This is a genomic window from Pseudomonas sp. GZJR-8, assembly GCF_002916705.1.
GTDB classification, from domain to species: domain Bacteria; phylum Pseudomonadota; class Gammaproteobacteria; order Pseudomonadales; family Pseudomonadaceae; genus Aquipseudomonas; species Aquipseudomonas synxantha_A.
On record NZ_JXSI01000012.1, the window covers coordinates 148745 to 171120 of the forward strand.

At 59.3% G+C, this 22376-nt stretch carries 18 protein-coding genes; 6 read left to right on the plus strand and 12 right to left on the minus strand.

The genetic code is table 11. The annotated features are described in order from the left end of the window. Positions 1-181: 181 nt before the first annotated feature. The 3 genes from TK42_RS21740 to TK42_RS21750 form a co-directional block, all read right to left on the minus strand. Positions 182-670: a hypothetical protein gene (locus TK42_RS21740; RefSeq protein ID WP_103735090.1), complete on the minus strand. Its 489-nt coding sequence runs from the start codon at positions 668-670 to the stop codon at positions 182-184. A 38-nt stretch (positions 671-708) separates the two neighbouring features. Next, on the minus strand, positions 709-3456 hold the full coding sequence (locus TK42_RS21745; protein ID WP_103735091.1) for a cation-transporting P-type ATPase: 2748 nt from the start codon (positions 3454-3456) through the stop codon (positions 709-711). 62 nt (positions 3457-3518) lie between these two features. Further along, entirely contained in the window at positions 3519-4442 is a 924-nt protein-coding gene (locus tag TK42_RS21750) for a universal stress protein (protein ID WP_103735092.1), read from the minus strand. A gap of 486 nt (positions 4443-4928) precedes the next feature. Here TK42_RS21750 and TK42_RS21760 point away from each other — a divergent pair, with 486 nt between their 5' ends. Together TK42_RS21760 and TK42_RS21765 are read left to right on the plus strand one after the other, a co-directional pair. Then, positions 4929-6173: an MgtC/SapB family protein gene (locus TK42_RS21760; RefSeq protein ID WP_103735093.1), complete on the plus strand. Its 1245-nt coding sequence runs from the start codon at positions 4929-4931 to the stop codon at positions 6171-6173. A gap of 106 nt (positions 6174-6279) precedes the next feature. Then, complete coding sequence (locus TK42_RS21765) at positions 6280-7191, plus strand: universal stress protein (RefSeq protein ID WP_103735094.1); 912 nt, start codon at positions 6280-6282, stop codon at positions 7189-7191. Positions 7192-7244: 53 nt separating this feature from the next. Here TK42_RS21765 and TK42_RS21770 read toward each other — a convergent pair whose 3' ends face one another. Both TK42_RS21770 and TK42_RS21775 read right to left on the minus strand, forming a co-directional pair. Further along, positions 7245-7808, minus strand: coding sequence for a GNAT family N-acetyltransferase (locus TK42_RS21770; protein WP_103735095.1), 564 nt, complete (start codon positions 7806-7808; stop codon positions 7245-7247). A gap of 310 nt (positions 7809-8118) precedes the next feature. After that, positions 8119-9102: a zinc-dependent alcohol dehydrogenase family protein gene (locus tag TK42_RS21775; protein ID WP_103735096.1), complete on the minus strand. Its 984-nt coding sequence runs from the start codon at positions 9100-9102 to the stop codon at positions 8119-8121. 186 nt (positions 9103-9288) lie between these two features. Between TK42_RS21775 and TK42_RS21780 the strand changes: the two genes are divergently transcribed. Both TK42_RS21780 and TK42_RS21785 read left to right on the plus strand, forming a co-directional pair. Beyond that, positions 9289-10179, plus strand: a complete 891-nt coding sequence (locus TK42_RS21780; protein ID WP_103735097.1) for a universal stress protein — start codon at positions 9289-9291, stop codon at positions 10177-10179. A 67-nt stretch (positions 10180-10246) separates the two neighbouring features. Then, entirely contained in the window at positions 10247-11602 is a 1356-nt protein-coding gene (locus TK42_RS21785) for an MBL fold metallo-hydrolase RNA specificity domain-containing protein (protein WP_103735098.1), read from the plus strand. A 189-nt stretch (positions 11603-11791) separates the two neighbouring features. Here the strand turns inward: TK42_RS21785 and TK42_RS21790 are convergent, their stop codons facing one another. The 4 genes from TK42_RS21790 to TK42_RS21805 form a co-directional block, all read right to left on the minus strand. Continuing rightward, positions 11792-12328 carry an Hsp20/alpha crystallin family protein gene (locus tag TK42_RS21790; RefSeq protein WP_103735099.1) on the minus strand — a complete coding sequence of 179 codons (537 nt, stop codon included), beginning with the start codon at positions 12326-12328 and terminating at the stop codon, positions 11792-11794. Positions 12329-12416: 88 nt separating this feature from the next. Further along, positions 12417-13910 carry an arginine-ornithine antiporter gene (gene arcD, locus TK42_RS21795; RefSeq protein ID WP_103735124.1) on the minus strand — a complete coding sequence of 498 codons (1494 nt, stop codon included), beginning with the start codon at positions 13908-13910 and terminating at the stop codon, positions 12417-12419. A gap of 129 nt (positions 13911-14039) precedes the next feature. Then, complete coding sequence (fnr, locus tag TK42_RS21800) at positions 14040-14792, minus strand: fumarate/nitrate reduction transcriptional regulator Fnr (protein WP_103735100.1); 753 nt, start codon at positions 14790-14792, stop codon at positions 14040-14042. 332 nt (positions 14793-15124) lie between these two features. After that, positions 15125-15910 (minus strand): helix-turn-helix transcriptional regulator, encoded by a 786-nt coding sequence (locus TK42_RS21805; protein ID WP_032877059.1) that lies wholly within the window; start codon positions 15908-15910, stop codon positions 15125-15127. A 137-nt stretch (positions 15911-16047) separates the two neighbouring features. On the opposite strand from TK42_RS21805, the gene TK42_RS21810 reads away from it, so the two are divergent. Both TK42_RS21810 and TK42_RS21815 read left to right on the plus strand, forming a co-directional pair. Then, on the plus strand, positions 16048-17151 hold the full coding sequence (locus TK42_RS21810; protein WP_103735101.1) for a polyamine ABC transporter substrate-binding protein: 1104 nt from the start codon (positions 16048-16050) through the stop codon (positions 17149-17151). Positions 17152-17199: 48 nt separating this feature from the next. Then, positions 17200-17487, plus strand: coding sequence for a hypothetical protein (locus TK42_RS21815; protein ID WP_005786654.1), 288 nt, complete (start codon positions 17200-17202; stop codon positions 17485-17487). A 98-nt stretch (positions 17488-17585) separates the two neighbouring features. On the opposite strand, the gene TK42_RS21820 is transcribed toward TK42_RS21815, so the two are convergent. From TK42_RS21820 to TK42_RS21830, 3 genes are all read right to left on the minus strand, one after another. After that, positions 17586-18590 (minus strand): NAD(P)/FAD-dependent oxidoreductase, encoded by a 1005-nt coding sequence (locus TK42_RS21820; RefSeq protein ID WP_103735102.1) that lies wholly within the window; start codon positions 18588-18590, stop codon positions 17586-17588. Continuing rightward, positions 18577-20757, minus strand: coding sequence for a hypothetical protein (locus TK42_RS21825; RefSeq protein ID WP_103735103.1), 2181 nt, complete (start codon positions 20755-20757; stop codon positions 18577-18579). The genes TK42_RS21820 and TK42_RS21825 overlap by 14 nt, the downstream gene beginning before the upstream one ends. Before the next feature lie 113 nt (positions 20758-20870). Continuing rightward, positions 20871-22361, minus strand: coding sequence for a PLP-dependent aminotransferase family protein (locus TK42_RS21830; RefSeq protein ID WP_103735104.1), 1491 nt, complete (start codon positions 22359-22361; stop codon positions 20871-20873). Positions 22362-22376: the final 15 nt, after the last annotated feature.

Consider the following 22376-nt stretch of genomic DNA (forward strand, 5'->3'; position numbering starts at 1 on the left):
GGCGAGAAGAGCATCCATCGCCGGGCTTCCAGTTCAGTAAACAGCAGCATGCCCGTTGGCATCGTCAGCCAAGGATGACCACGGCGTAGTTGGGCCAATCAAGATTCATCAGTGTTCTGCAGTCCACGCGTGTTGATTTAAACCTGCCTCATAGCCTGGCCACAAAGCAAGGGCCCGTCGCTTAGCGAGGGCGCGCGTCCATGTGCTGCTGATGCTGTAGCATTTGTTCCATCATCATTTGCTGTATGCCCATGAACCTCTCCATCATGTACTGGTGCTGTTTCATCTGCTCAGGCGTCATTCGGGAATAGTGGCTGCCCATTTGCTTCCAGCCCATCATCGCGCCGTTGCTCTTCATGTGATTACCCATCAGGCCGCCTGCGCAGCATCCCATCATCCCATTCATCATCTGCATGCCTTGTTGCATCGTTGCCTGGTGATCCTGCATGAGTTTCTGGCGTTGCGCCGGATCGCTGGTGTTCTGGATCCGGTTCATTTGTTCCTGCATTTTCTTCAGGCTCTCCTGAGCGGTTGCCATCTGCTGATCAAACTGCTCAATGCTCATCGGCGGTTGGGACACCTTGGCGGCGTCGGCGTCTTGCTGGGCAAAGGTCAGCGTGGGAAAAAGCATGGCCGTCAAAGCGAGGGCGGCGAATCTGGATGCGTTCATGGTTAATGATCCTTGCAGCGTGGGTGGGCGGGGAGTCGTCACGGTTGACGATCGGACTCGGTTAAACGCAGTCGAAGCTGTTTCTCAATTTCGATGATGGCGAACAGCGCAATGCCCACTCCAATGATCAGCAGTCCGTCCATGAAGGGAACGGCTTGGGTTGCAAACACGGCTTGCAGGGGTGGGGCATAGGTGATGGCGAGCTGGGCGAGGGTGACCACCGCAACGGTCGCCCACACCACCCTGGTCCCACAGATGGCTTGCCAGGTCAGTGACGTTCCGTAGAGGTTGCGAATAAAGAACAGATGGAAAATTTCCATGACGACCAAAGTGTTCACCGCCAAGGTACGGGCCAGTTCCACGGTGTAGCCTCGGTCCAGGGCATAGAAAAAAATGCCGTACACACCACAGAGAAAAAGCAGCGAGACGAACACCATATGCCAGACCAGCGCGCCGCTTATCAGCGGCTCCTGCCTGGGGCGCGGAGGCCTGCGCATGGTGTTGTCTTCGGTCGGTTCGAACGCCAGCGCGATACCCAGCGTGATGGCGGTAATCAAGTTGATCCACAGGATCTGTATCGCCGTGACCGGCAGCGTCAAGCCAAACAGCAGCGCAACGATGAGCGTCATCGTCTCGCCGGCGTTGGTGGGCAATGTCCAGCTCAGTACCTTCTTGATGTTATCGTAGACCGTCCGTCCTTCACGCACCGCAGCCACGATGGAGGCGAAGTTGTCATCCGCCAGTACCACGTCCGCCGCTTCCTTGGCGGCCTCGCTGCCTTTACCGCCCATGGCGATGCCGGCATCTGCGCGTTTGAGCGCTGGTGCATCGTTGACGCCGTCGCCGGTCATCGCCACGGTCATGCCGTTCGATTGCAGTAGCGTCACCAACCTGAGTTTATGTTCGGGGCTGGTTCGAGCGAAAATATTCACGCGCTTGAGCGATTCCTTGAGTGTCGCATCGTTCAAGCTGTCCAGATCTGCGCCCGTCAACACGTCGTCCGGGTTGAGCAGACCGATCTGGCGCCCAATGGCGGAGGCGGTGCCGGCGTGGTCTCCGGTGATCATTTTCACCCCGATGCCTGCCGTCTGGCATTGCTTGATTGCCTGGATCGTCTCCGCGCGGGGAGGATCGATCATTCCGATCAGGCCAAGCAGGGTCAATGTCCCTTGCACGTCAGCAAACTCCAGGATGACGTGTTCGGGCGGGACTGACCTGACGGCGAGGGCCAGCACTCGCTGGCCTTTGCTGGCAATGAGATTGGCCTGCGCGTGCCAATAGTCGGCATCGAGCGGGGCGGTTGTCCCGTCGTTGCCCCGCTGTTGCGTGCACATGGCCAGGACCTGTTCCGGCGCGCCTTTGACATACACCGCCGCTTGCCGGTCGTGGTTGTGGTGCAGCGTCGCCATGAAGCGGTGTTTGGCATCAAACGGAATGGCATCGGTGCGGGCCCAGTTGCCTCGCTCTTCGTCGTCGTTGAGGCCGGCCTTGGCGCCAAACACCAGCAATGCGCCTTCCATGGGATCGCCTTCGACCTTCCAGGTCGCTTCGTGCTGCCTCAACCTTGCGTCATTGCACAGACTGGCTGCACGCCCCAGTTCGGCCAGCATCGGGTGATGGACGGTGTCGATCAATTGATCGGCAAGGTTCATGTTGCCCGAAGGCTGATAACCCGCACCGTCGACCGTGAATGTCAGATCGCGGGTGACGACCGACACCACCATCATCTCGTTGCGCGTGAGAGTGCCGGTCTTGTCTGTGCAGATGACCGATACCGAGCCCAGCGTTTCGATGGCCGGCAGACGACGAACGATGGCGTTGCGCCGAGCCATCGCCCGCACGCCCACTGCCAGTGTAATGGTGAGTACAGCGGGTAATCCTTCGGGTATGGCGGCAACCGACATACCCACCACCACCATGAATATCTCGGTGAAGATGTAGTGCCCGACAAAATAACCATAAACGAGTAACAGGCCGGCAATCAGCAGGATCAATATTGTCAGCCAGCGCGCGAATAGGTTCATTTGTTGGATCAGGGGTGTCGTCAGCTGCTCCACGTCCGCCAGCAGGTTGCTGATGCGTCCGATTTCGGCGGATGTCGCGGTGGCCACGACCACCCCCGTCGCCTGTCCGCATGTCACGAGGGTGCCGCTGAAGGCCATGCACCCACGATCACCCAAAGGCGCATCAAGGCGTACCGCTTCGGTGTGTTTTTGCGCAGGCACGGATTCACCGGTCAGGATGGCTTCCTGCACCTGGAGGCGATTGACGTGCAGCAGGCGCAAATCCGCGGGGACCTTGTCGCCAGCCTCCAGGAGAACGATATCGCCCGGTACCAGTTCTTCGCCTGCAATGCCCAAGCGTTCGCCGGCACGAATCACCGTTGCACGTGGAGCCAGCATTTCACGGATGGCATCCATGGCTTTTTCGGCCTTGCCTTCCTGGACATAACCAATAATGGCGTTGGCAACCACCACAGCGAGGATAACTGCTGTATCCCAAGGATGCTGCAGCACTGCGGTGATCGCAGCTGAACCGAGCAAGACATAAATCAGGATGTTGTGGAATTGCGCCAGAAATCGCCGCCACGAGGGCCTGCGGGACGACTCCGGCAGGCGATTGAAGCCGGTATGGGCAAGCCGGGCCTGGACTTGCGCCGCGTCCAGCCCAGCTTGCTCCTTGACACCCAGCCGTTCGATCACCTGCTCAGCGGACAGCATGTGCCAGGCCACGGCATCGGTGGAAATGGGCTGCTGGCGTGCGAGGGTATTGCTCGTTCGGTTCATCAGCCGTGACCCCTGGAACCCGAAGCGGTTGTTCTAAGGCCATCGGTGATGGCCTTTATGTCTCAGTCAAACTGCTGCGGTGCAATCACCCACAAGCTGCACGGCATCTTGTACAGCAGGCTTTCCACCGTGCTGCCGATCAGCTTTTCCAGGCCGCCATAGTGCACGCGGCCCATGACAATGACATCGACATCGTGAGCCCCCGCATAGCTGGCGAGCACCTTGGCCGGGTCGCCCATGATCATGCGCCGTTGCTGCGGGGCGATGCCGTTGCGTTCGGCCAGGGTGTCGAATGCTGCCCCTTGGGATTCGTAGAGCTGTCGGGCCAAGGTCGATGAGAAAAAGGTCGAGCCGTTGTCAAAACCGTATTCGGCGGCGGTGATGGAGGACAGGTCGTAGGCGTAGATGACTTCCAGTTCCGCATCGCAACTGGCCGCCAACTTGTTGGCTTCAGCCAGGATCCGGTCGTTGAGGTCTTTGTAGCGACCGTCTCGGTGGAAGGGGTCGATAGCGGCCAGGATTTTGCGCGGGCGCGCATGGGCCACTTTGTTGACGAAGTGCAGTGGCACCTCGCATTCGCGCAGCAGGTGCACGTCCAGAGGCGTGAACATCAGGCGCGAGATCCAGGATTCAGGATCCACAGTCTTGATCAGCGCGGCCATCGGCGTTTCCTTGAGGTGAACCAGGATTTCCTGCAACGGGCGTTCGACCCACGTCACTTCGGTCGTGACCTCGATACCGAGTTTGCGCAGCGGCCTGGCTTTCTCTTCCAGCCACTGGCGATGACGTTCAATGTAGCCCAGGCGCATCTGCTCCAGTGCTTGCTCATTGACCAGCCCGGCCGTGGCCAGGCCTTCGAGATAATCAAAGGCGACAATGTGCAGTGCGGCGCCTTCGGCCTTGGCCAGTGCGGCGGCGCGCTCGAACGCCGGGTTGTGTTGCATCAGTGGCGAAACGACCAGCATCAAGCGTGATTGCGTAGACATGACAAACCTCCTGGGCAAGGACCTGTTGGCGCCGTGCGACGGTCGCGCGGGCTGTGTCTGGTTCGATCATGGGCGCGTTGAGCCTGGGTAGTTTGATTTGCATCAAACACACTGAATTGCGTCGGATCGGCACCGGCGACGGACGAGCTGCAGCGCAATGTTTGATCATGATCAATCCGCCCTAATCAATTAGGCGCAGGCTGGGTTCCGACTTGTGAGTCCAGGCACACCCGCTTTGGGAGGTTGGTCATGATTATCTGGCTTGAAGAGCCACAGGCAGGTACGCGATGGGTCGTGCATTTGGATGCCTTGTGCATAGGCTTCAGGAGCGTTGATGAAGCGCGGGCGTTTACCAGGACGTTGCAGGCGCGAATCGATGCGCCCCATGTCTGGCCGCGCAGCGTGATCGAGCGCACGGGAGCCGCGCATGTCGCGCCAGCGGCATCCCCGCGAACATCTGCTCCAATCCCGTCGTAGCGCCTAGCCATGACCGAAGCCCTGGGCTTTGTAAATGCGGGCGCCGCGCTGGGGATCGGCCTGCTCGTGGGACTTGAGCGTGAGCGGCGCAAGGGCGAGGAGGGCAGACGCGATGTTGCCGGCTTGCGCACGTTTGCCGTCACCTCGATGTTGGGGTATGTAACGCTCTGGACCGGCGGCCCTTTATTGCTAGGGTTTGTCGCGCTCGCGCTGGGTGCATTGGTCACCATTGCGTATTGGAGGAGCCTCGATCAGGACCCGGGCATCACCAGCGAGGTGGCATTATTTACGGTGCTGGTGCTGGGCGCGCTCTGTGTCAGTGCCCCTGCCTTGGCGATTGCGATAGGCGTGGTAATGGCGGGGCTGCTGGCCAACCGTGAGATGCTGCATCAGTTTGCGCGCATCCAACTGACCGCTGCTGAATTGCGCGATGGCTTGCTGCTATTGATCGCCGCACTAGTTTTGCTGCCGCTCGCCCCAGATCGTTATCTGGGGCCTTACAACGCGATCAATCTGCGCACCATTTGCGCCCTGACTGTCATGCTGATGAGCGTGGGGGCGTTGGGGCACGTTGCTGTCCGTACCTTTGGCACTCGCTACGGCTACGCCCTTGGCGCCATTGCATCGGGCTTTGCCTCCGCTACGATGACTGTCGCGACCATGGGGCACATTGCCGCGAAAGAACCGCTCGATGTAAAGCTGCTCAGCGCGGCCGCAATGTTGGCCAACCTGGCGACATTGGCACAGATGGCGTTGATTCTCGGTGCCGTGGAGCCAGCGTTGCTGCATCGGATGGGGTGGTCGTTGCTGTGCGGATTGCTGGCGGTATTGTTTTACGCCAGCGTGTTGATGTTTCCCCGGCCCAGGGCGCATGCGCAGGATGGGATCAAGCACGGCGGGGCCTTCAGCCTGAAACTGGCGTTGATGGTCGTTGTGGCGATGACCGTTATCACCGTTGTGTCGTCGGCTATGCTTGATGAGTTCGGGCAGGCCGGGGTGGTCGCTACCGCAATTTTCAGCGGTCTTGTTGACGCCCATGCCTCGACGGCCTCCATTGCGTCTTTGGCGAAGGGCGGATTGCTACCCTTCGACGGCATCGCCGTGCCCGTCCTGATGGCCCTGACCAGCAACTCCCTGAGCAAATGCGTGGTGGCCTGGGTCAGCGGGGGGCGGCAGTTCGCTGGGTTCGTCATTCCAGGTCAGCTATTGATGACCTTGGCGATGTGGGGCGGGCTTTGGCTCTCTAGTCTGTGAGCCTGGATGATGGCAGTTTGATGAAGATCAAGTCCTGCACTGGCCATGCGTTCATTCTGCAATCCTCCATTCACTCAGTGGTTAACGCCACGTGTCGAGGTGCTCCATGTCCCAGGCTTCCCGTTTGTTGTTATTGGCGCCTGACGCCATGATCCGTACGCCGGCGTTCGACCGCGCCACCGAGTTGGCGCTGGCTTTGGAGCTGGCGCTGCATATTGTCGCGATCGATTATCTGGAGCTACTGTCGGTGGGCGGTCTGTTTGCGCCGGATCAGGCCAAGCAGGCCCTCGAGGGCTACCTGGAAACTCATCGGCATTGGCTGTTGCAACAGGCCGAACTGGCGCGCCGGCATGGCGTCGAGGTGACGTGCGAAGTGGTCTGGGGCAAGGATGCCTTTCAAGCCCTGCAGCAGTACATCAAGGAATCGCCGCTGGCGCTGATCATCAAGGATGCACAGCCGGAGCCGGTGATGAAGCGGATTTTTTTCACACCGCTGGACTGGCGCTTGCTGCGTGACTGTCCCGTGCCGGTGCATCTGGTCACCGATTCGCGCAACCCGCGGCCGCGGCGGGTCCTGGCGATCGTCGACGTGCTGCGCAGCGAGGAACAGGACCTGGTGTTCAACGACCAGATCGTCGATGCGGCCGTCAAGCTGGCTGAGCAATGCAACGCCGAAGTCGAACTGCTGCATGCCTTTGACTGGACGGCTGTCTATGCGTCCGACATGGGTTTCGGCGTACTGCCCCTGGCAACCGGCATTTATGAAGCGTTGGGCGAGGCGCAGCATGAAGTTTTCGAATCCTTGGCCGAACGCCACGGGGTCATGCCGCAGCAACGACATTTCATCGAGGGAGCGCCGTTGAGCAGTATCTGCACGTTCGCCGCCGATCATCAGGCGGATGTCATCGTCATGGGGACCACGGCGCATCATGGCCTGGACAAGCGCCTGGGGACGACCGCCGAACTCTTGCTGCAACGGGCGCCCTGCAGTGTCTGGGCGATTAAGCCGCAGGCATAACGGGAGCCACCTGCGCGAGGGCCATGGAATGTGGCACTCGCGCAATGTCCTGGCTAAAGATAAAGACGGTGGATGACCTGCCGAGTGTCGTCGGGGTCGGTATGGGTCTCGAACCCCAGGCTATGGGCCAGGTCCCGCATGGCGGCATTGCTCGCGGCATCGACGGAGTACATCTGCCGGTAGCCGTTTTTACGTGCCACGTCGATCAGATGCTCCATCAATAACGTCCCCAGGCCCAGGTGCTGCCATTGATCGGCGACGGTCACCGCGCACTCGCATTCGTGCTCGGACGTGGCGCAGTAGCGACTGACGCCGATTTCGATCAACTGGCCGTTGTCATGAACCAGAGCGATATAAGCCAGGCGCGTCTTGCAGTCGACATCCATCAACTGATCGAGCATTGCCGCTCCGGGTTCATTGATTTGCGACAGAAAGCGCATGTGACGTGATTCCGGAGACAGGCGCTTGATGAAGTCATATTCGCGCTGGCGATCCTCGTCCCGCAGCGGTCGGATCAGCACATGCCGGCCGTCTTTGAGCGTCTGGATCCAGTGCTTGCCGCTGATACTTGCGTACAAGGCGGCGGCGCGTTCGTTGTGGTCTTTGACTGTGAGCATGAGTCGATCCTCCATCGGGTATAGGCATGCGGTGCGCTAAAAAGCTTCGCGTTCCCAGCTGTTCTACGCCCGTGGTGGACGTCGGTTCTGATCTGTATCAGCCCTGGCGCCGCCAATCATCGATTGCGCTGCATTTGATTCAAATCAAACCGCATGGGCTGGGGCCGGAGCAACGTGCCGACCGTCTAAGGAAACAACTCGATGCAGGTGTGCGATGGTTGACGCCGTGGTGATGGGAACCGCGCACCGTGTCGGTCTGGAGCGTTTGATCGCCAGCACGACTATTGGGTACCGGGCAGCCTGTTGGCGGTCAGGGAATGAGCACGATGGCACCGTTGACCTGTCCGCTTCGTAGCCGTTCCAAAGCCTGGTTGGCTTCGATCAGGGGGTAGCAGGTCACGTTGCAATGAACGGCAGTGCGTTGGATCTGCTCGAAAAATGCAACGCCATCGGCGCGAGTCAGGTTGGCCACTGAACGCACGCTGCGCTCCTCCCATAACAGGCGATAAGGAAAGCGCGGAATGTCGCTCATATGAATGCCGGCGCATACCACACAGCCGCCTTTGGCGCTGGCTTGCAAGGCCAGGGGTACCAACGCGCCGACAGGTGCGAAGATCAGGCTCGCGTCCAGCAGGTGCGGGGGAAGTTGATCTGAGGCTCCAGCCCAGCTAGCGCCGAGTGATCGGGCATACGCCTGGCCATCTTCGTCGCCTGGACGGGTGAAAGCGTAGACCTGCTGGCCTCGGCCCACGGCGATCTGGATCGCCAAGTGGGCAGCGGCGCCGAAGCCATAGAGGCCCAGGTGTTTAGCGTCTTGCGCCATCTGCAAGGCGCGAAAACCAATCAGCCCCGCACACAGCAGAGGTGCCGCTTCAGCAGTATCCAGCGCGTCGGGGAGGGGGAAACAGAAACGCGCGTGCGCAACGGTGTAGTCGGCATAGCCGCCGTCCAGCTGGCAGCCGGTGAACAATGCTTGGTCACAAAGGTTTTCCCGTCCTGACTGGCAGAACTCACAAATCCCGCAAGTCCAGCCCAGCCAGGGCACGCCTACTCGCCGACCGACCCAGCCGGTCGCCACGTCTGTTCCGACTCCGGTGACGTGCCCGACAATCTCATGGCCCTGGACCCGGGGTAGCCGGGCCTGAGGCAGTTCCCCGTCAAACAGATGCAGGTCGGTGCGGCATACGCCGCAGGCCAGGACTTTGATCAGCAGTTGCCCGCGCGCCGGTACGGGCAACGGCCGTTCTTCCAACTGCAGGGGGTGGCCGGGCGAGTGCAGGACCATGGCGCGCATGAGCGTTCTCCTGTCTGAACAAGCAGTACCGACGAACCCGCACCTTCTATCACCCTGGCGTCCTTGGTTCTGATGTAAATCAAGTCGAGATCATTGCGCCATCGCAGAATCCACTCATGACAGCCGGTACTTTTCACGGCATCGACGCTGAGTCTTGGCGCACGAGCCTTACGCGGGAGCCCCATCATGAGCCAGTACCAACGCCTGTTGCTGATCCTCAACCCGGCACAACGACATTCTCCTGCCCTTCATCACGCCGCCGCCCTGGCGGCTGCCAGCGAGGCGCATCTGCATGTCACGGCATTGATCCCTTCGCTGAACATTCTGTCGGTGCTTGAGGAGGAGCCCCGTGAAGAGGCACGGCACAACTATTTTCGGGACCAGCGCAATTGGCTGGAGGAGGAGGCCGACAAGATGCGTCGCCGGGGCCTGCGGGTCACCACCGAAGTGGCGTGGGTGGACAACATGCGCGAGCAGATTCTGCAACACGTCGCTCAGATCCAACCCGACTTGCTGATCAAGCAGGTCCAGCATGAGTCACTGCTCAAGTGCGCATTTTTCACACCGCTGGATTGGCAACTGCTGCGCAAGTGCGCCGTGCCGTTGTTCATGGTGGGCGCTGCAGGCCATGCCTTGCCGCGCAGAGTGGTTGCGGCCGTGGACCCTTCAAGCGCTTTTGCACAAAACAGCGGGCTTAATGACCGGATTATTCGCCAGGCCCTTGGCCTGGCGCTGCAATGCAACGCCGAGTTGCATCTGGTTCATGCCTTTGAGGTGTCCTCGGTCTACCTGGGCGATGCGGGAGGCGGCGGCTTGTCGCTGTCGCAGCTCAGCAAGGAACTGCGCAGAAGCCTGGAGATGTCCTTCCTGGAGTTGGCCAACCTGTTCGGCGTGCCTGCTGAGCGCAGGCATTTTCTACTGGGGCATCCTGTATCGGTGCTCAGTGAGTTTGCCTTGGAGCATGACGTGGATGTGGTGGTCATGGGCCGATCACAGCACAGTGATCCGTTTGGGCTGCTAGGCAGTACGACAGAGCACATTCTGTATCAGGTGCAGTGCAGCGTCCTGGCTGTCTGATGAAGCAGGGCTTGGCGCAAACAATACAAACCCATCGCTTGCCTATCGATTGTCCAGGAGCACCACCATGCGCATGACATTTCTCGGGGCCGCGGGCACCGTTACCGGCAGCAAATACCTGCTGGAACACGACGAACAGCGAATCCTGATCGATTGCGGCCTGTTCCAGGGCTACAAGCAGTTGCGCCTGCACAACTGGGATCCCTTTGAACTGACGATGCGTGACCTGGATGCGGTCGTATTGACCCACGCCCATCTGGACCACAGCGGCTACTTGCCGGTGCTGGTCCGTAATGGCTACCGTGGGCCTGTCTACGCCACGCCAGCGACCTGCGAGCTGGTGAAAATCCTGTTGCGCGACAGCGCCCGCCTGCAAGAAGAAGAGGCTGAATACGCGAACCGCAAGGGGTTCTCCAAACACGCGCCGGCCCTCCCGCTGTACACCTGCGAACACGCTGAACGAGCGCTGAAACTGTTGCATCCGATTGCATTCGAGCACCCGGTGGCGATCGCCAGGGGCATCACGATCTTGCTGCGGCGTGCTGGGCATATTTTGGGCGCCGCCACCGTTCAAGTACAAGCCGGGGGCGTGACGCTGGTGTGTTCCGGTGACCTGGGCCGGCCGGAGGATCCGGTGATGTTCGCCCCGAAGGCCATCGAGCAAGCGGATGGCCTGCTGGTGGAGTCCACTTATGGCGACCGCCGCCATCCGCACGAATCGCCGGAAGACCAATTGGCCGAGGTGATCACCCGCACCGCGTTGCGCCGTGGCATCACCCTGGTGCCCTCGTTCACGGTCGGTCGCGCTCAATTGTTGATGTATCACCTGTATCGCCTGAAACAACGCCGGGCAATACCCGATATCCCGATCTACCTCAACAGCCCTATGGCCATCGACGTGACTCGGTTGTACCAGCGTTTCGGTGACGAGCACCGATTATCCCGGGAGGAATGTGAAGGCATGTGCCACATCGCCAATCCGGTGCGCTCGGTCAAGGATGCCATGGCCCTGGACCTGCAACGCACCCCGGCGGTGATCATCGCCGCCAGTGGCATGGCCACGGGGGGACGGGTCCTGCATCACCTCAAGAGCCTGGCGCCCAACCCCATCAACACCTTGCTGATGCCCGGTTTCCAGGCCGGCGGTACGCGAGGCGCCAGGATTGTGGCGGGCGAGCCTTCGGTGCGTATTCATGGCAAGGACGTGCCGATCAATGCCGAAGTGGTGCCCATGCAAACGCTGTCGGCCCATGCCGATGCCGACGAGATCATTCAGTGGCTGCGCGGCTTCAAGACCCCGCCACGGCATACCTATGTCGTGCATGGCGAGCCCAACGCGTCGGATGTCTTGCGTCATCGTATCTGCGAAGAATTGGGTTGGTCAGTATCGGTGCCGGAGTACCGCGACAGCGTGGAACTCTGAAAAACAGTCTTCGCGAGCAGGCTCGCTCCTACAGGGGATTTGCTGTGGACGCCGGACTTGATCCCGCCACGGTCCAGTGTGGGGCTTGCCCGCGAAGTGCCGGCAGCTTCATCCATCTATTGGGTCAATCAGCACAGGCATGAAAAAGCCCCTCGCCGTTGGCCGGCGAGGGGCACGGGTTCAAAACCGTCAGTCAGCCTTGATCGGCACGACCTTTTCCGCTTTCAGTGCTTCTGGTTTTTTCGGCAGTATCAACGTCAGCACGCCTTTGCTGAACTGGGCTTGGATCTTGTCACTGTCGATGCTTTTAGGCAGGTTGAACACGCGCTCGAACGAACCGTAATGACGTTCGGACAAGTGATAACCCTTTTTCTTTGCCTCTTTCTCCTCTTTTTTCTCCCCCTTGATGATCAGGTTGCCGTTGGCCAGGCGGATCTCTATATCTTTCTGATCCATGCCAGGCAGTTCAGCGGTGATTTCAAAGTTTTTTTCTTTCTCGCTGATGTCCACGGCCGGCAGGCTGGTGGAAAACTCCCGACGCCAGAAGGGCTCGATATCAAACAATCCACGACTGAAGGGCGATAAGCCTGTACCACGGTTGAAATCTTCGAACAGGTGATCCACTTGTTGACGAAGTTTTTCCATCGGGTGCCAGATATCGGTCCTGGCAGGATGTTGAGCTTTTTCGTCGGTGTGGACCGGCATTTTTTTCACTGAATTGGACATTGGATATTCCTCCTGGGTGATGTCCGCAAGGGCCTGGGCACAATTGCCAGACACCTTTGCCGAACGCTTCAATGCACGCTTACGAAACTTACAAGGACAGTTGGCCGGACCAGAGCATCCAGCCAGCGAAGATCGCCGCCAGCCAGATCACCAGCAACAGGCCCCAGCCAAAACCATTGAGGGCTCGGCTCGTCCTGGCCCGTTGGGCGCTCAGGTAGATCAGCGAGCCGGGGGCATAGAGCAGGGCACTGAGCAGCATGTATCGGGGCCCGGCGGCGTAGAGCAGCCAGATGCAATAGGCTGTTGCGACCAAGGCAATAGCCATGTCGCGCAGTTGCAGGCCGCGATGGCCGGCGTAGGTCTGGCCTTGCCAGGTCATCTTCAGTGCATACAGCCCGCTGAACAGGTAGGGCAGCAGGATCATCGAGGTGGCGAGTGAAATCAGAGCCAGGTAGCTGGCGCTCGAATACAGGGTCAGCAACAGGAACAATTGAATGCAGCCATTGGTGATCCACAACGCGTTGGCCGGAGCGCCATGTTGGTTTTCCGTGGCCAGCAGGCGCGGCATGACTTGTTCCTTGGCCGGGGTGAACACCGACTCGGCCGCCAGCAGCGTCCAGGCCAGCAACGCGCCGCTCACCGACACGATCAGGCCGATGCTGATCAGCACCGCGCCCCACGGCCCGGCTACCGCCTCCAGTACACCGGCCATGGAGGGATTCTTCAGGGCTGCCAATTCCGGTTGCCTGAGGATGCCCAGCGACAATAGCGAAACAGCGATCAGCAGCATCAACGTAAGGATGAAGCCAATTACGGTGGCGCGGCCGACGTCGGCCCGTTCGGCGGCCCGGGCGGAGAATACGTTGGCGCCCTCAATACCGATGAACACCCAAACGGTGACCAGCATGGTGCTCTTGACCTGATCCAGCGTGCTGCCCAGTGCCGGTGCGCCCCAGAAATCCACCCTGAAGGTGTCCTTGGAGAACGCGGCAATGACCAGCCCGATGAACAGCAACAGCGGCACCACCTTGGCGATCGTCGTCAAGGCGTTGGCCTTGGCGGCGGTGCGCATTCCGCGCAGGATCATCCAATGCAACGCCCACAGCACCACAGATGCACCGGCAATCGCCGCTTTGTTATTGCCTTCGCCGAATAGCGGGAAAAAATAACTGAGCGCCGCGAACAGAATCACCAGGTAACTGACGTTGCCGATCCAGGCGCTGATCCAATAGCCCCACGCCGAATTGAAACCGAGGAATTCGCCGCCCAATGCACGGGCGTAGGCAAACACACCGTTATCCAGTTCCGGTTGGCGATTGGAGAGGGTCTGGTAGACCAGGGCCAGCGAGAGCATGCCCACGCCGGTGATGAGCCAACCGATCAGGATTGCACCGGCGCCCGCACTGGCCGCCATGTTCTGGGGCAGGCTGAAGATGCCGCTGCCGATCATCGAGCCGACGACCAGCGCGATCAGCAGGCTCAGCGACAGGCGCCTGGGCTCGACCTTGCGCAATCTGCCGGCCAGAAGATGAGGTTTGACGGTCGGGATGACCGGTTCTGTTCCTTGCAGTTGCGTTGCCATGATCAGGGCCTCCATGAGACGGAAGATTCGGTCACCTTCGTCGATACGAAGGTTCGAACGCTGCGTCTTAATGTCGACCTATAGCATTGAGGGGTATTGATGTAGATCAGAGGTCACGCAGCGCAGGCATTACAGCTCGGCGTGACGATGGCAACCGGCGACTTTTTGCTTGAGGCCGGGCAAGTCCAGGATCGTGACGTTGCGTCCATGCATGTCCACCAGTTCCTCCTGGCGCAGGTGGGCGATGCACCGGCAGATGGTTTCCAGGCGCAGGCCCAGGTATGAGCCGATGGCTTCGCGACTCATGCGCAGGACAAATTCCCGAGAGGAATAGCCGCGCATGTTGAACCGTTGCGACAGGTTCAACAAAAACGCCGCTAGGCGCTCGTCGGCGTTCATGTTGCCGAGCATCAACAGCATGCTGTGGTCGCGCACGATTTCCTGGCTCATGAGTTTGTTCAGGTTGTGCTGCAACGAAGGTAAATCGTGGGCCAGTTTTTCCAGGAGGTTGAAAGGCAAAGGGCAGACTTCGCTGTCTTCCAGGGCGATGGCGTTACAGGCGTAGTGATCGGGGCTGATGGCGTCCAGGCCAAGCATTTCGCCTTGCATCTGGAAACCGGTGACTTGTTCGCGACCGTCAACTGAAAGGACGCTGGTCTTGAAAAAGCCCAACCTCACGGCATACAGCGAGCGCAGCGGGTCGCCGGTGCGATACAGCGCAGCGCCTTTCTTGACCTTCACCCGCTGGGCGATCAGGGTGTCGAGGCGCTCGACTTCACCGCCCGTCATACCGATAGGTAGGCACAGTTCAAGTACGCTGCAGTTCGAGCAAGCAGCCTTGAGGGCGTGCACCTGCAGAAGCCGCGGTTCTGGTTCAGCCATTGGGAAATTCCTTTAGTGGGAGCAAGCATAGAAGATCTAATCCGCTACGCCTTGTTTTTGTCGCTCAACGGTTTGCCGGCTTCCGATAGACGCAGCCCCAACCTGCTCACCACGTCAGATCTAATGTATGTGTGAAACGGTTAGTGATTGAATTTGGGAGGAAAACTGAGCGTCTGGTTGGAGGAGGGCGAATTGCGATTAACCAAAAAGTAATTTGCTCGTCCGATGAAAGGTAACGACTTTATCGTTAAGTATCCTTTGGACAGGGGATGAAGGACGTACACCTCGGTTTTGGACGTCATCATAGCGCCCGATTGAGGCGTCCAAAATCATTAGGCCAGTTCATCCGGTCTTGGCATAAAAAACCGCGCAAACAGTTCGGACTGTGACTTGATATTGAGCTTGCTGTAGAGGTTACGGCGGTGGACCTTGATGGTTTCCGTCGACAGCAACAGCTTCCCGGCGATTTCCTTGTTGGAAAAACCGCTGAGCAGCAACTTCAACACGTCTTTCTCGCGTGCCGTTATGTGTACTTCCAGTTGGGTAAGCGCCTCAGTCCATGGGGCGGGCTCGGCGATGTTCTTTTGTGGGTCAATTTCAAAGCACATGCGTTGATGCATCATTGCCGTCACCCACGGCTTGATCATGTCCAGTAGCGTGACTTGCGCCTGGGTGAAGCGCACGTTACTGCCAAACGACATGCACAAGGTTCTGTCGGCATCGAGTTGCACGTTGTACTGCGCCTCATCGACCGAGATGTATTGCGCGAAATATTGCTGGTAGTACTCGGTTTCAAGAAAGTGTTCCGGCGCAATATCGAGCAGATGGAAGAACCCGCTCTGCGGGTTTTCCCGATTAGCGATATAAAACGGGTCCAGCAGGTAAAGACCTTTCACATACCGATGAATAAAGGCATCCACTTCTTCGCTGTCCGCCACCTCCGGCAGGCTGATCACCCGCACGGCGTGATCGCTGAAAACCAGCACAACCCAGTTGTCTATCTGCACATATTCATTCAATACGCGAATCAATGAGCTCCAGAACTCTGGTCGATCAAGCTGCATGATCAGTTTTCCAACCGATCGATGCCAAGCCAGGTTGTGAAGGTCAAGCGACATGTTCTACCCCTTTAGGGTTAGGGATTTGCAGGCCAGGGCTAAGTACTTGTAGGTATTTACTATTCGACAACGCCCGGTATATTCACCCCGAGCTTACGATAGCCATGAAGGCGCGTCGGGTAGACAAGGATAGTCATATGAGTCGATCACACTTGCGAGCTATTTTTTTAGCCTCGCTGCTTGGCGCCGCCATCAGCACGCCGGCCAGCGCCGCGCAATCTTCGGTGTATCTGTATAACTGGTTCGGGTTTCTCGAGCCGCAAACCCCGAAGGAGTTCCAGCAGGAAAGCGGCATCAAGCTGCATATGGATGCCTTCGACAGCGCCGAAACCATGCAGAGCAAAGTCATGGCCGGGCGCACCGGTTATGACCTGGTCGTGGCTACTTCCAATGTGCTGCCCGGCCTGATCAAGGCGGGGGTGTTGCAAGAGCTGGACCGCTCGCAACTGAGTAATCTGTCGCATATCGATCCCGATATCCTGTCTCTGCTGGCGGTCAATGACCCTGGTAATCGCTACGCCGTACCCTACGTCTGGGGCACCACCGGCATTGGCTACGATGTGGACAAGGTCAAGGCCGCCCTGGGTGATAACGCCCCGGTGGACAGCTGGGATCTGATCTTCAAAGAAGAAAATATCAGCAAGCTCAAGGCCTGTGGCGTGGCCATGCTCGACTCGCCCAGCGAAATCATTTCGATCGCCTTGCACTACCTGGGGCTGCCCAGCAACAGTACCAACCCTGAGGATTACCAGAAGGCCCAGGCTCTGCTGCTGAAAATCCGTCCCTACGTGCTCTATTTCGATTCCTCGCGAATCGACACCGATTTGGCTGACGGCAATATTTGCGCAGTTGTAGGCTGGGCCAATGGTGCGCTGGCTGCGCAGGCGATCAATGAAAAATCCAACAGCGGACGCAAGATTGCCTACAGCCTGCCTCGAGAAGGCGCATTGGTCTGGTCTGAAAACTGGGTACTGCTCAAAGACGCTCGGCACCCCAAGGCCGCGCTGGAGTTCATTAATTACATGCTGCGCCCCCAGGTGATTGCCAAGACTTCCAACTACATGCTCTATCCCAACGCCAATAAAGATGCCACGCAGTTCGTCGAGCAGAAGTTGCGCGATAACCCGTGGATTTATCCCGATAAAAAGACCATGGCCACGCTGGTTCCGCTTGAGCCGTTGCCGTTGAAGGCGGAGCGTATTCGTACCCGGGTCTGGACCAAGGTCAAGAGCGGTACGTGAGTGTAGGCCTATTGGGCGTTTGACCCAGGGGCCGGGGAGGCCAACAGCATGCGCCAAGGCGGTGATCAGTGCTATTTGGAGTCAGACGACTACAAAGCGTACAAAGAGATTGAAGAGCAGATCGGCCTCTGCACGCCGGAACAAGCCTGGGCCATGTATTACGTCTCGACGGGCATGGTGCGAGAAAACATCACCCTGGCGGTGATGGAGCACATCGGCAGGGGGAATCGCGCATTGTTGCTTGAATTCCCCGACCTGGTACGGGTCAGGGGGCGAGACTATGAGCCCGGAGCACTCGCGTCCAACTGGCCTTTGTTGCGCAGGCATCGTGGATAACGCCCTGCGCAGCGCCTATGCAAAGCAAAGCTTGATCGCAGGATATCCATGTAAGGCATATTGCACTGGCTACGGCGCTGGGGCTCGTTGAGGTCGTCTCATAGCCAGCCAGGTGGATAAGGGTGGGCTCGATAGAAGCGACGTAGGGCGAGCACGTCTCGCTCGACGGTTTTTTTTACCCAAGCCTGATAAGCCGCTTGCACTGTCATTTCGCCAGCCGGCCAGGACCGACAATCGATAATCGCCGAGGCCGCCTGCATGCCGGATATCAATGCCTTGATCACGCCGTGAGAGGCGCACGGGTCCAGCGTCGCAGCGGCGTCACCGACTAGAAAATAACCGCTCCCGGCTGTCGTGCGGCACAGTCGCCACGAGACATCTGCTCCGCGAATCCGGCCGATCATCCTCAGTGGCTCCAATGCCTTGGGTATCAGGCGGTGCGGCACGTCTTGAGCAAACGCCAGTTGGGTCCAGTGCAGGCAGGTTGGGCTGATACGGGCAATCCAGTGCCAGCCGTCTGAGTGGGCAAACAGCCCGAGTTTTTCATCCGGCAGGTTGCTGTCTTCGCAGTAGCCGTAACGTGCGACCAACCGCGGTGAAAAACGGCGCAAGGGTATTTTCAATTGGCGTTGCAGCCAGGCGTGATGCCCAGTGGCATCTACTACAAATTGCCCGGTCCATTGTGCTGCTTGCGCCTGGACGCCTTGAACACGACCTTGCTCCAGCAATACCCGGCTCGGATGTCTGAGATGAACGATCTGCACGCCGAGATTGCGTGCCTGTTCAAGTAATTGCTGGTCGAGTAACGCTCGCGGAATCTGGAAGCCCCTCCATTGCTCGTCGCCACTTGCGCTGAATGCCTGGAAACGAGGCGGGCCATCCCAGTGAATCCAATGGCCCGTGTGGCGGTGGTAATTCTGGAGGGTGATCCCCAGTTGGCGCAGCAGCGGCTCAACGCCAGGGTGCAGTGTTTCTCCCGGCCGGTGTCTGGGAAAACTGGTCTTCTCCAGCAGGACTACCCGTAGCCCTTGCTGTGCGCAGTGGATTGCTGCAGCGCAGCCAGCCGGGCCGCCGCCGACAACAACGACGTCAAAGTGACTCATCGAGGTGTCGCCAGGGCTCCCCGTCCCGGCGGATAAGCAGCGCGTCCTGGCTCATATACAGTTCGATCTCTTGCTCTATTTCCACATGACGAAGTTTGAAGTCGTGCGCTGGGGTGCTGATCGCGCCGTGTTTGTAAAGCCTGTAGTACGCCACCTCGCCTTCCAGTCGCAAACCGGCCTCTTGCTGTGCGACGTCGAAAGCTTCGTCCGGTAATTGCACCTGAAAAAACGACAGCAGCGGCCAGCGTTTTCGTTGCTCGCTGTCTGAGCCCGCACCGACTGCTTGATAGGCGCGGCGCATGCCCAGGACACGCTGATGGTACTGCCTGGTGCTGGTCTGCCCGGTCGCGGCCAGTGAGATCCGGCCATCCAGCGCGGCCTGGGTGTAGTCGCCGTATTCATAAGCCTGGTATTGAACCAGCGTGCGCCCCTCCAGTTCGATCAGTGAGGGGCCGCTACGCCCATCCCAGGCAGGCTGGTCTAGCAGGCCGATTTCGTTGTCAGTCAGCGGGATGACCGTAGCAGAGACATTGCGTGGTTCGAACGTACGGGTTGAATCAGGCGCCACCCCTGGCCAGTACGAACCCAGCGCAGCACAGATGCGTGCATCTTCCGTGAACGGGCTGGCTAACTGATAGCCACACAGCATATTGGTGAATGGGGCATCTACCAAACCACGGCCGACTTCCCAGCCAGGCCCGAAGACGCCGCTGGCGAAATCCGGCAGGCAGGATTGTCGCTGGGCATAGGCCGCCGGATGTCCGGGGCTTGGAGTCGTGGACGTTTGGGGGTGCGAGACGATCGCAGTGGCGCCGCGGTCTTCAGCGGAAAAATAACCGCCCCTGAGCGATTGATTGATGAAAAACCGCACATCGGACAGTGGGTTGACTCGCGTGTGCCATACCTGCGGACAGGGTGGGGTAGGACAAGGAAAAACCTGCGGGTCGCTGGACCATTGCTTGAGTTCCCGTTGTCCACACAACGGGTAAAAATCCGGTGCTCCGATAATCGAATAGGCGGCGATGCTCTGCAGTTCCAGTGCTGGACAGAGTGCGCGCACCCAGCCATCGGCCATTGCGTCCTGATAGTGTAAGGCTCGGTAGCCTCCGGCCTTGACGATGGCATCGACATCCTCACGTTGATTCAGGTCTTCAATCGAGCCGTCGTCACGCACATGATGGCGCCCATGCACCAGGCCGCCGGTGCCCGGGGGCATCATGAAGGACAACGGTCGACCTTGGTAGTGAGCCAGCTGCACCAGCCGCTCCTTGGCGTTGGGCACCAGCAAGCCTGGTGCAAAGCCATCGATATCCGCCCAATGACATAACCCCTCGGTAATGACGAACGGTGCGTTGAGAATGTCAGGCTCTTGCCAACCGGTATTGCGAAAGCGTCTGTGGATTTGACCGATCTTTTCATTGACCTGGTGATTGACCAACTGAACGCTCAGGTCCATACCCGCCACGCACTCGTCGCCATCGAATACCTTATGCAAGGGCACCCAGAACTCAAGATCATGGTCGATGGATTGAGCATTCATCGGGCCGAACCGCTCGGGCTGACCCACATGCCGTGCCGCTATGAACGCGCCGTAGCGCGCCGGGATAACGCGCATTTGATTGGGCTGGTCCTCGACAAAGGGCAAAAAGCCCCTGCGTTGCGGGTCATACAGCGCTGGCGCCGTACCGACCCGGGCGATTCCGGTGCGGGAAAAGCACAGGTCGGCCTGGCGCCCATGCACGGTCTCGGGGCGGGGGCGGTGTTCATAGGCAAACACGGCAATCGCCAGCTCTGCATCACCGGCGGCCAGTTGCAAAACCTCCATGCTGGGAGGATTGGCACCGTAGACATAATTAAGGATGTGTTCGGTTTCAGCAGGGGTAGGGAAGGCTGTGAGTGTACTGCCGTTGATTCCGAGGTTCACATTCGGCGAGGCGAATGCATGAAACAGCAGGCTGGCGGCCGGGTGCCCAGGCTCGACGCCACGTACGCCATCGGCCGAAAAGTCCTCAAAGCCGGGCTGGGTACGATCGATGAGCAGGGGTTTGGCGAGTTCATCGCGCAGGGTTGTCGAGGTTATGTCCAAGCCATGGTGCAGCAACAGATCACGCCAGCCGGTGGGAGCCAGGCGTGTGCAGGCGCGTTCGACAGCGTTGATCAGCGACATCCCGAGTGCTCCGACAGGTTCAGAGGCCAGGGTACGTTAAAGGGGGCGGCGCGGTAACTGACCGAACGGCTAGGTAAGCGGGAAAGGAACCGTTGCACCGGGCCATCACGCGTTCAGCGCCTATCCATCGCTTTCATAGCCTGCGCCAGCCGTTGTGTTGCGTGATGGATCTCATCCCGGTCCAGGGAGGCAAAGCCCAGGCGCAGTGCGTTTTCCGCTTGGTCGCTGGGTGAAAACTGACGACCGCTGCGTACCACCAGCCCATGCTCCAAGGCGGTGTGCACCAAGCGATCCACGTCCAGGCTATCCTCGAAACGAACCCAGAGCGCCAAGCCACCTTCGGGCTCGCGTATCTGTATGCGCTCACCGAATGCCTGGTCCAGGCAGTCGCGCAGCACGGTGCGGCGCGCCCTGTATTCCTTCGAAACGCGGCGCAGGTGTTTTTTCAACTCACCGTGATTGATCAAGTCCGCCAGCATGGTCTGTGCGACCGCATCGGCATCGCCCAGCATCAGTGCGGCATTGCGCTGCAGGGCTTCAATCACTTGCGTGGGGGCCACGATGTAACTGCAACGAAACGTCGAGCCCAGCACCTTGGATAACGAGCCGATATAGATCACATGGCGCTGGCCGCGGTCACTGGCCAGCGGCAGGTAAGGGCGGCCGCTGAAGTGATATTCGTGGTCGTAGTCTTCTTCGATCACGCAAAAGTCATGTTGCGCGGCCAATGCCAGCAAGTGTTGTCGACGTGCGGCATGCAGGCTCACGGTGGTGGGAAATTGGTGGTGGGGCGTGAGGTAGATCAGGCGCACCGTGTGCTCGCGGCATAAGCGCTCGACCTGGTCGGTGCGGCAACCTTCATCGTCGATGTCGACCGTGACCAACTGCGCGCCGAGCTTGCGGAAAATTTCCCACGCCGGCGGGTAGCTCAAACGCTCCACCAGTACCACGTCGCCAGGCTTGATCAGCAGGCTGGCGCTCAGGTACAGGGACATCTGCGTGCCTTGGGTCAGGCAAATATTTTCGGCAGTCACTGTCAGCCCGCGGTTATTGCGCAGCATCTCGGCCAGGGCGCAGCGCAACTGATAGCCGGTGCCCTCACTGCCGTAGCGCACCGTGTTGGAGGCGAAGCTGTTACGCAGCGCATGGCGATAGTAGCGATGCAACACGGCCTGGGGCAGCAAGCGGTGGTCGCTGGTGCCATTGTCGAAGAACAGCGCACTGTGCCGATGTTGAAGCGCGACCACCTGGGCGTTATGGGTGAAATACGGTACCACCGGCTGGTCCAGCAGCAGTGGGGCGAAAGACGGTTGCACCGCACAGGGCAAGGGCTTTGGCGCCAGTTGCGCATTGACGAATGTGCCACGGCGCGGCTCGCTGATCAGCCAGCCTTTGGTCATCGCTTCTTCATAGGCCAGGATCACCGTCTTGCGGTTGACGTCGAGCATTTGTGCCATTTCCCGTGTGCCCGGCAGCAACGTCCCAGGCGGCAGGCGCCCTTCGACAATCGCGGTGACCAAGCCTTCGGCAATCTTGCGATAGGACGCCTGGCGGGTGTCGTCGTCAAGCTTGAGCAGGGGGCGCCATTTACGCAACTGGACCATCTGAAGTATCCAAAT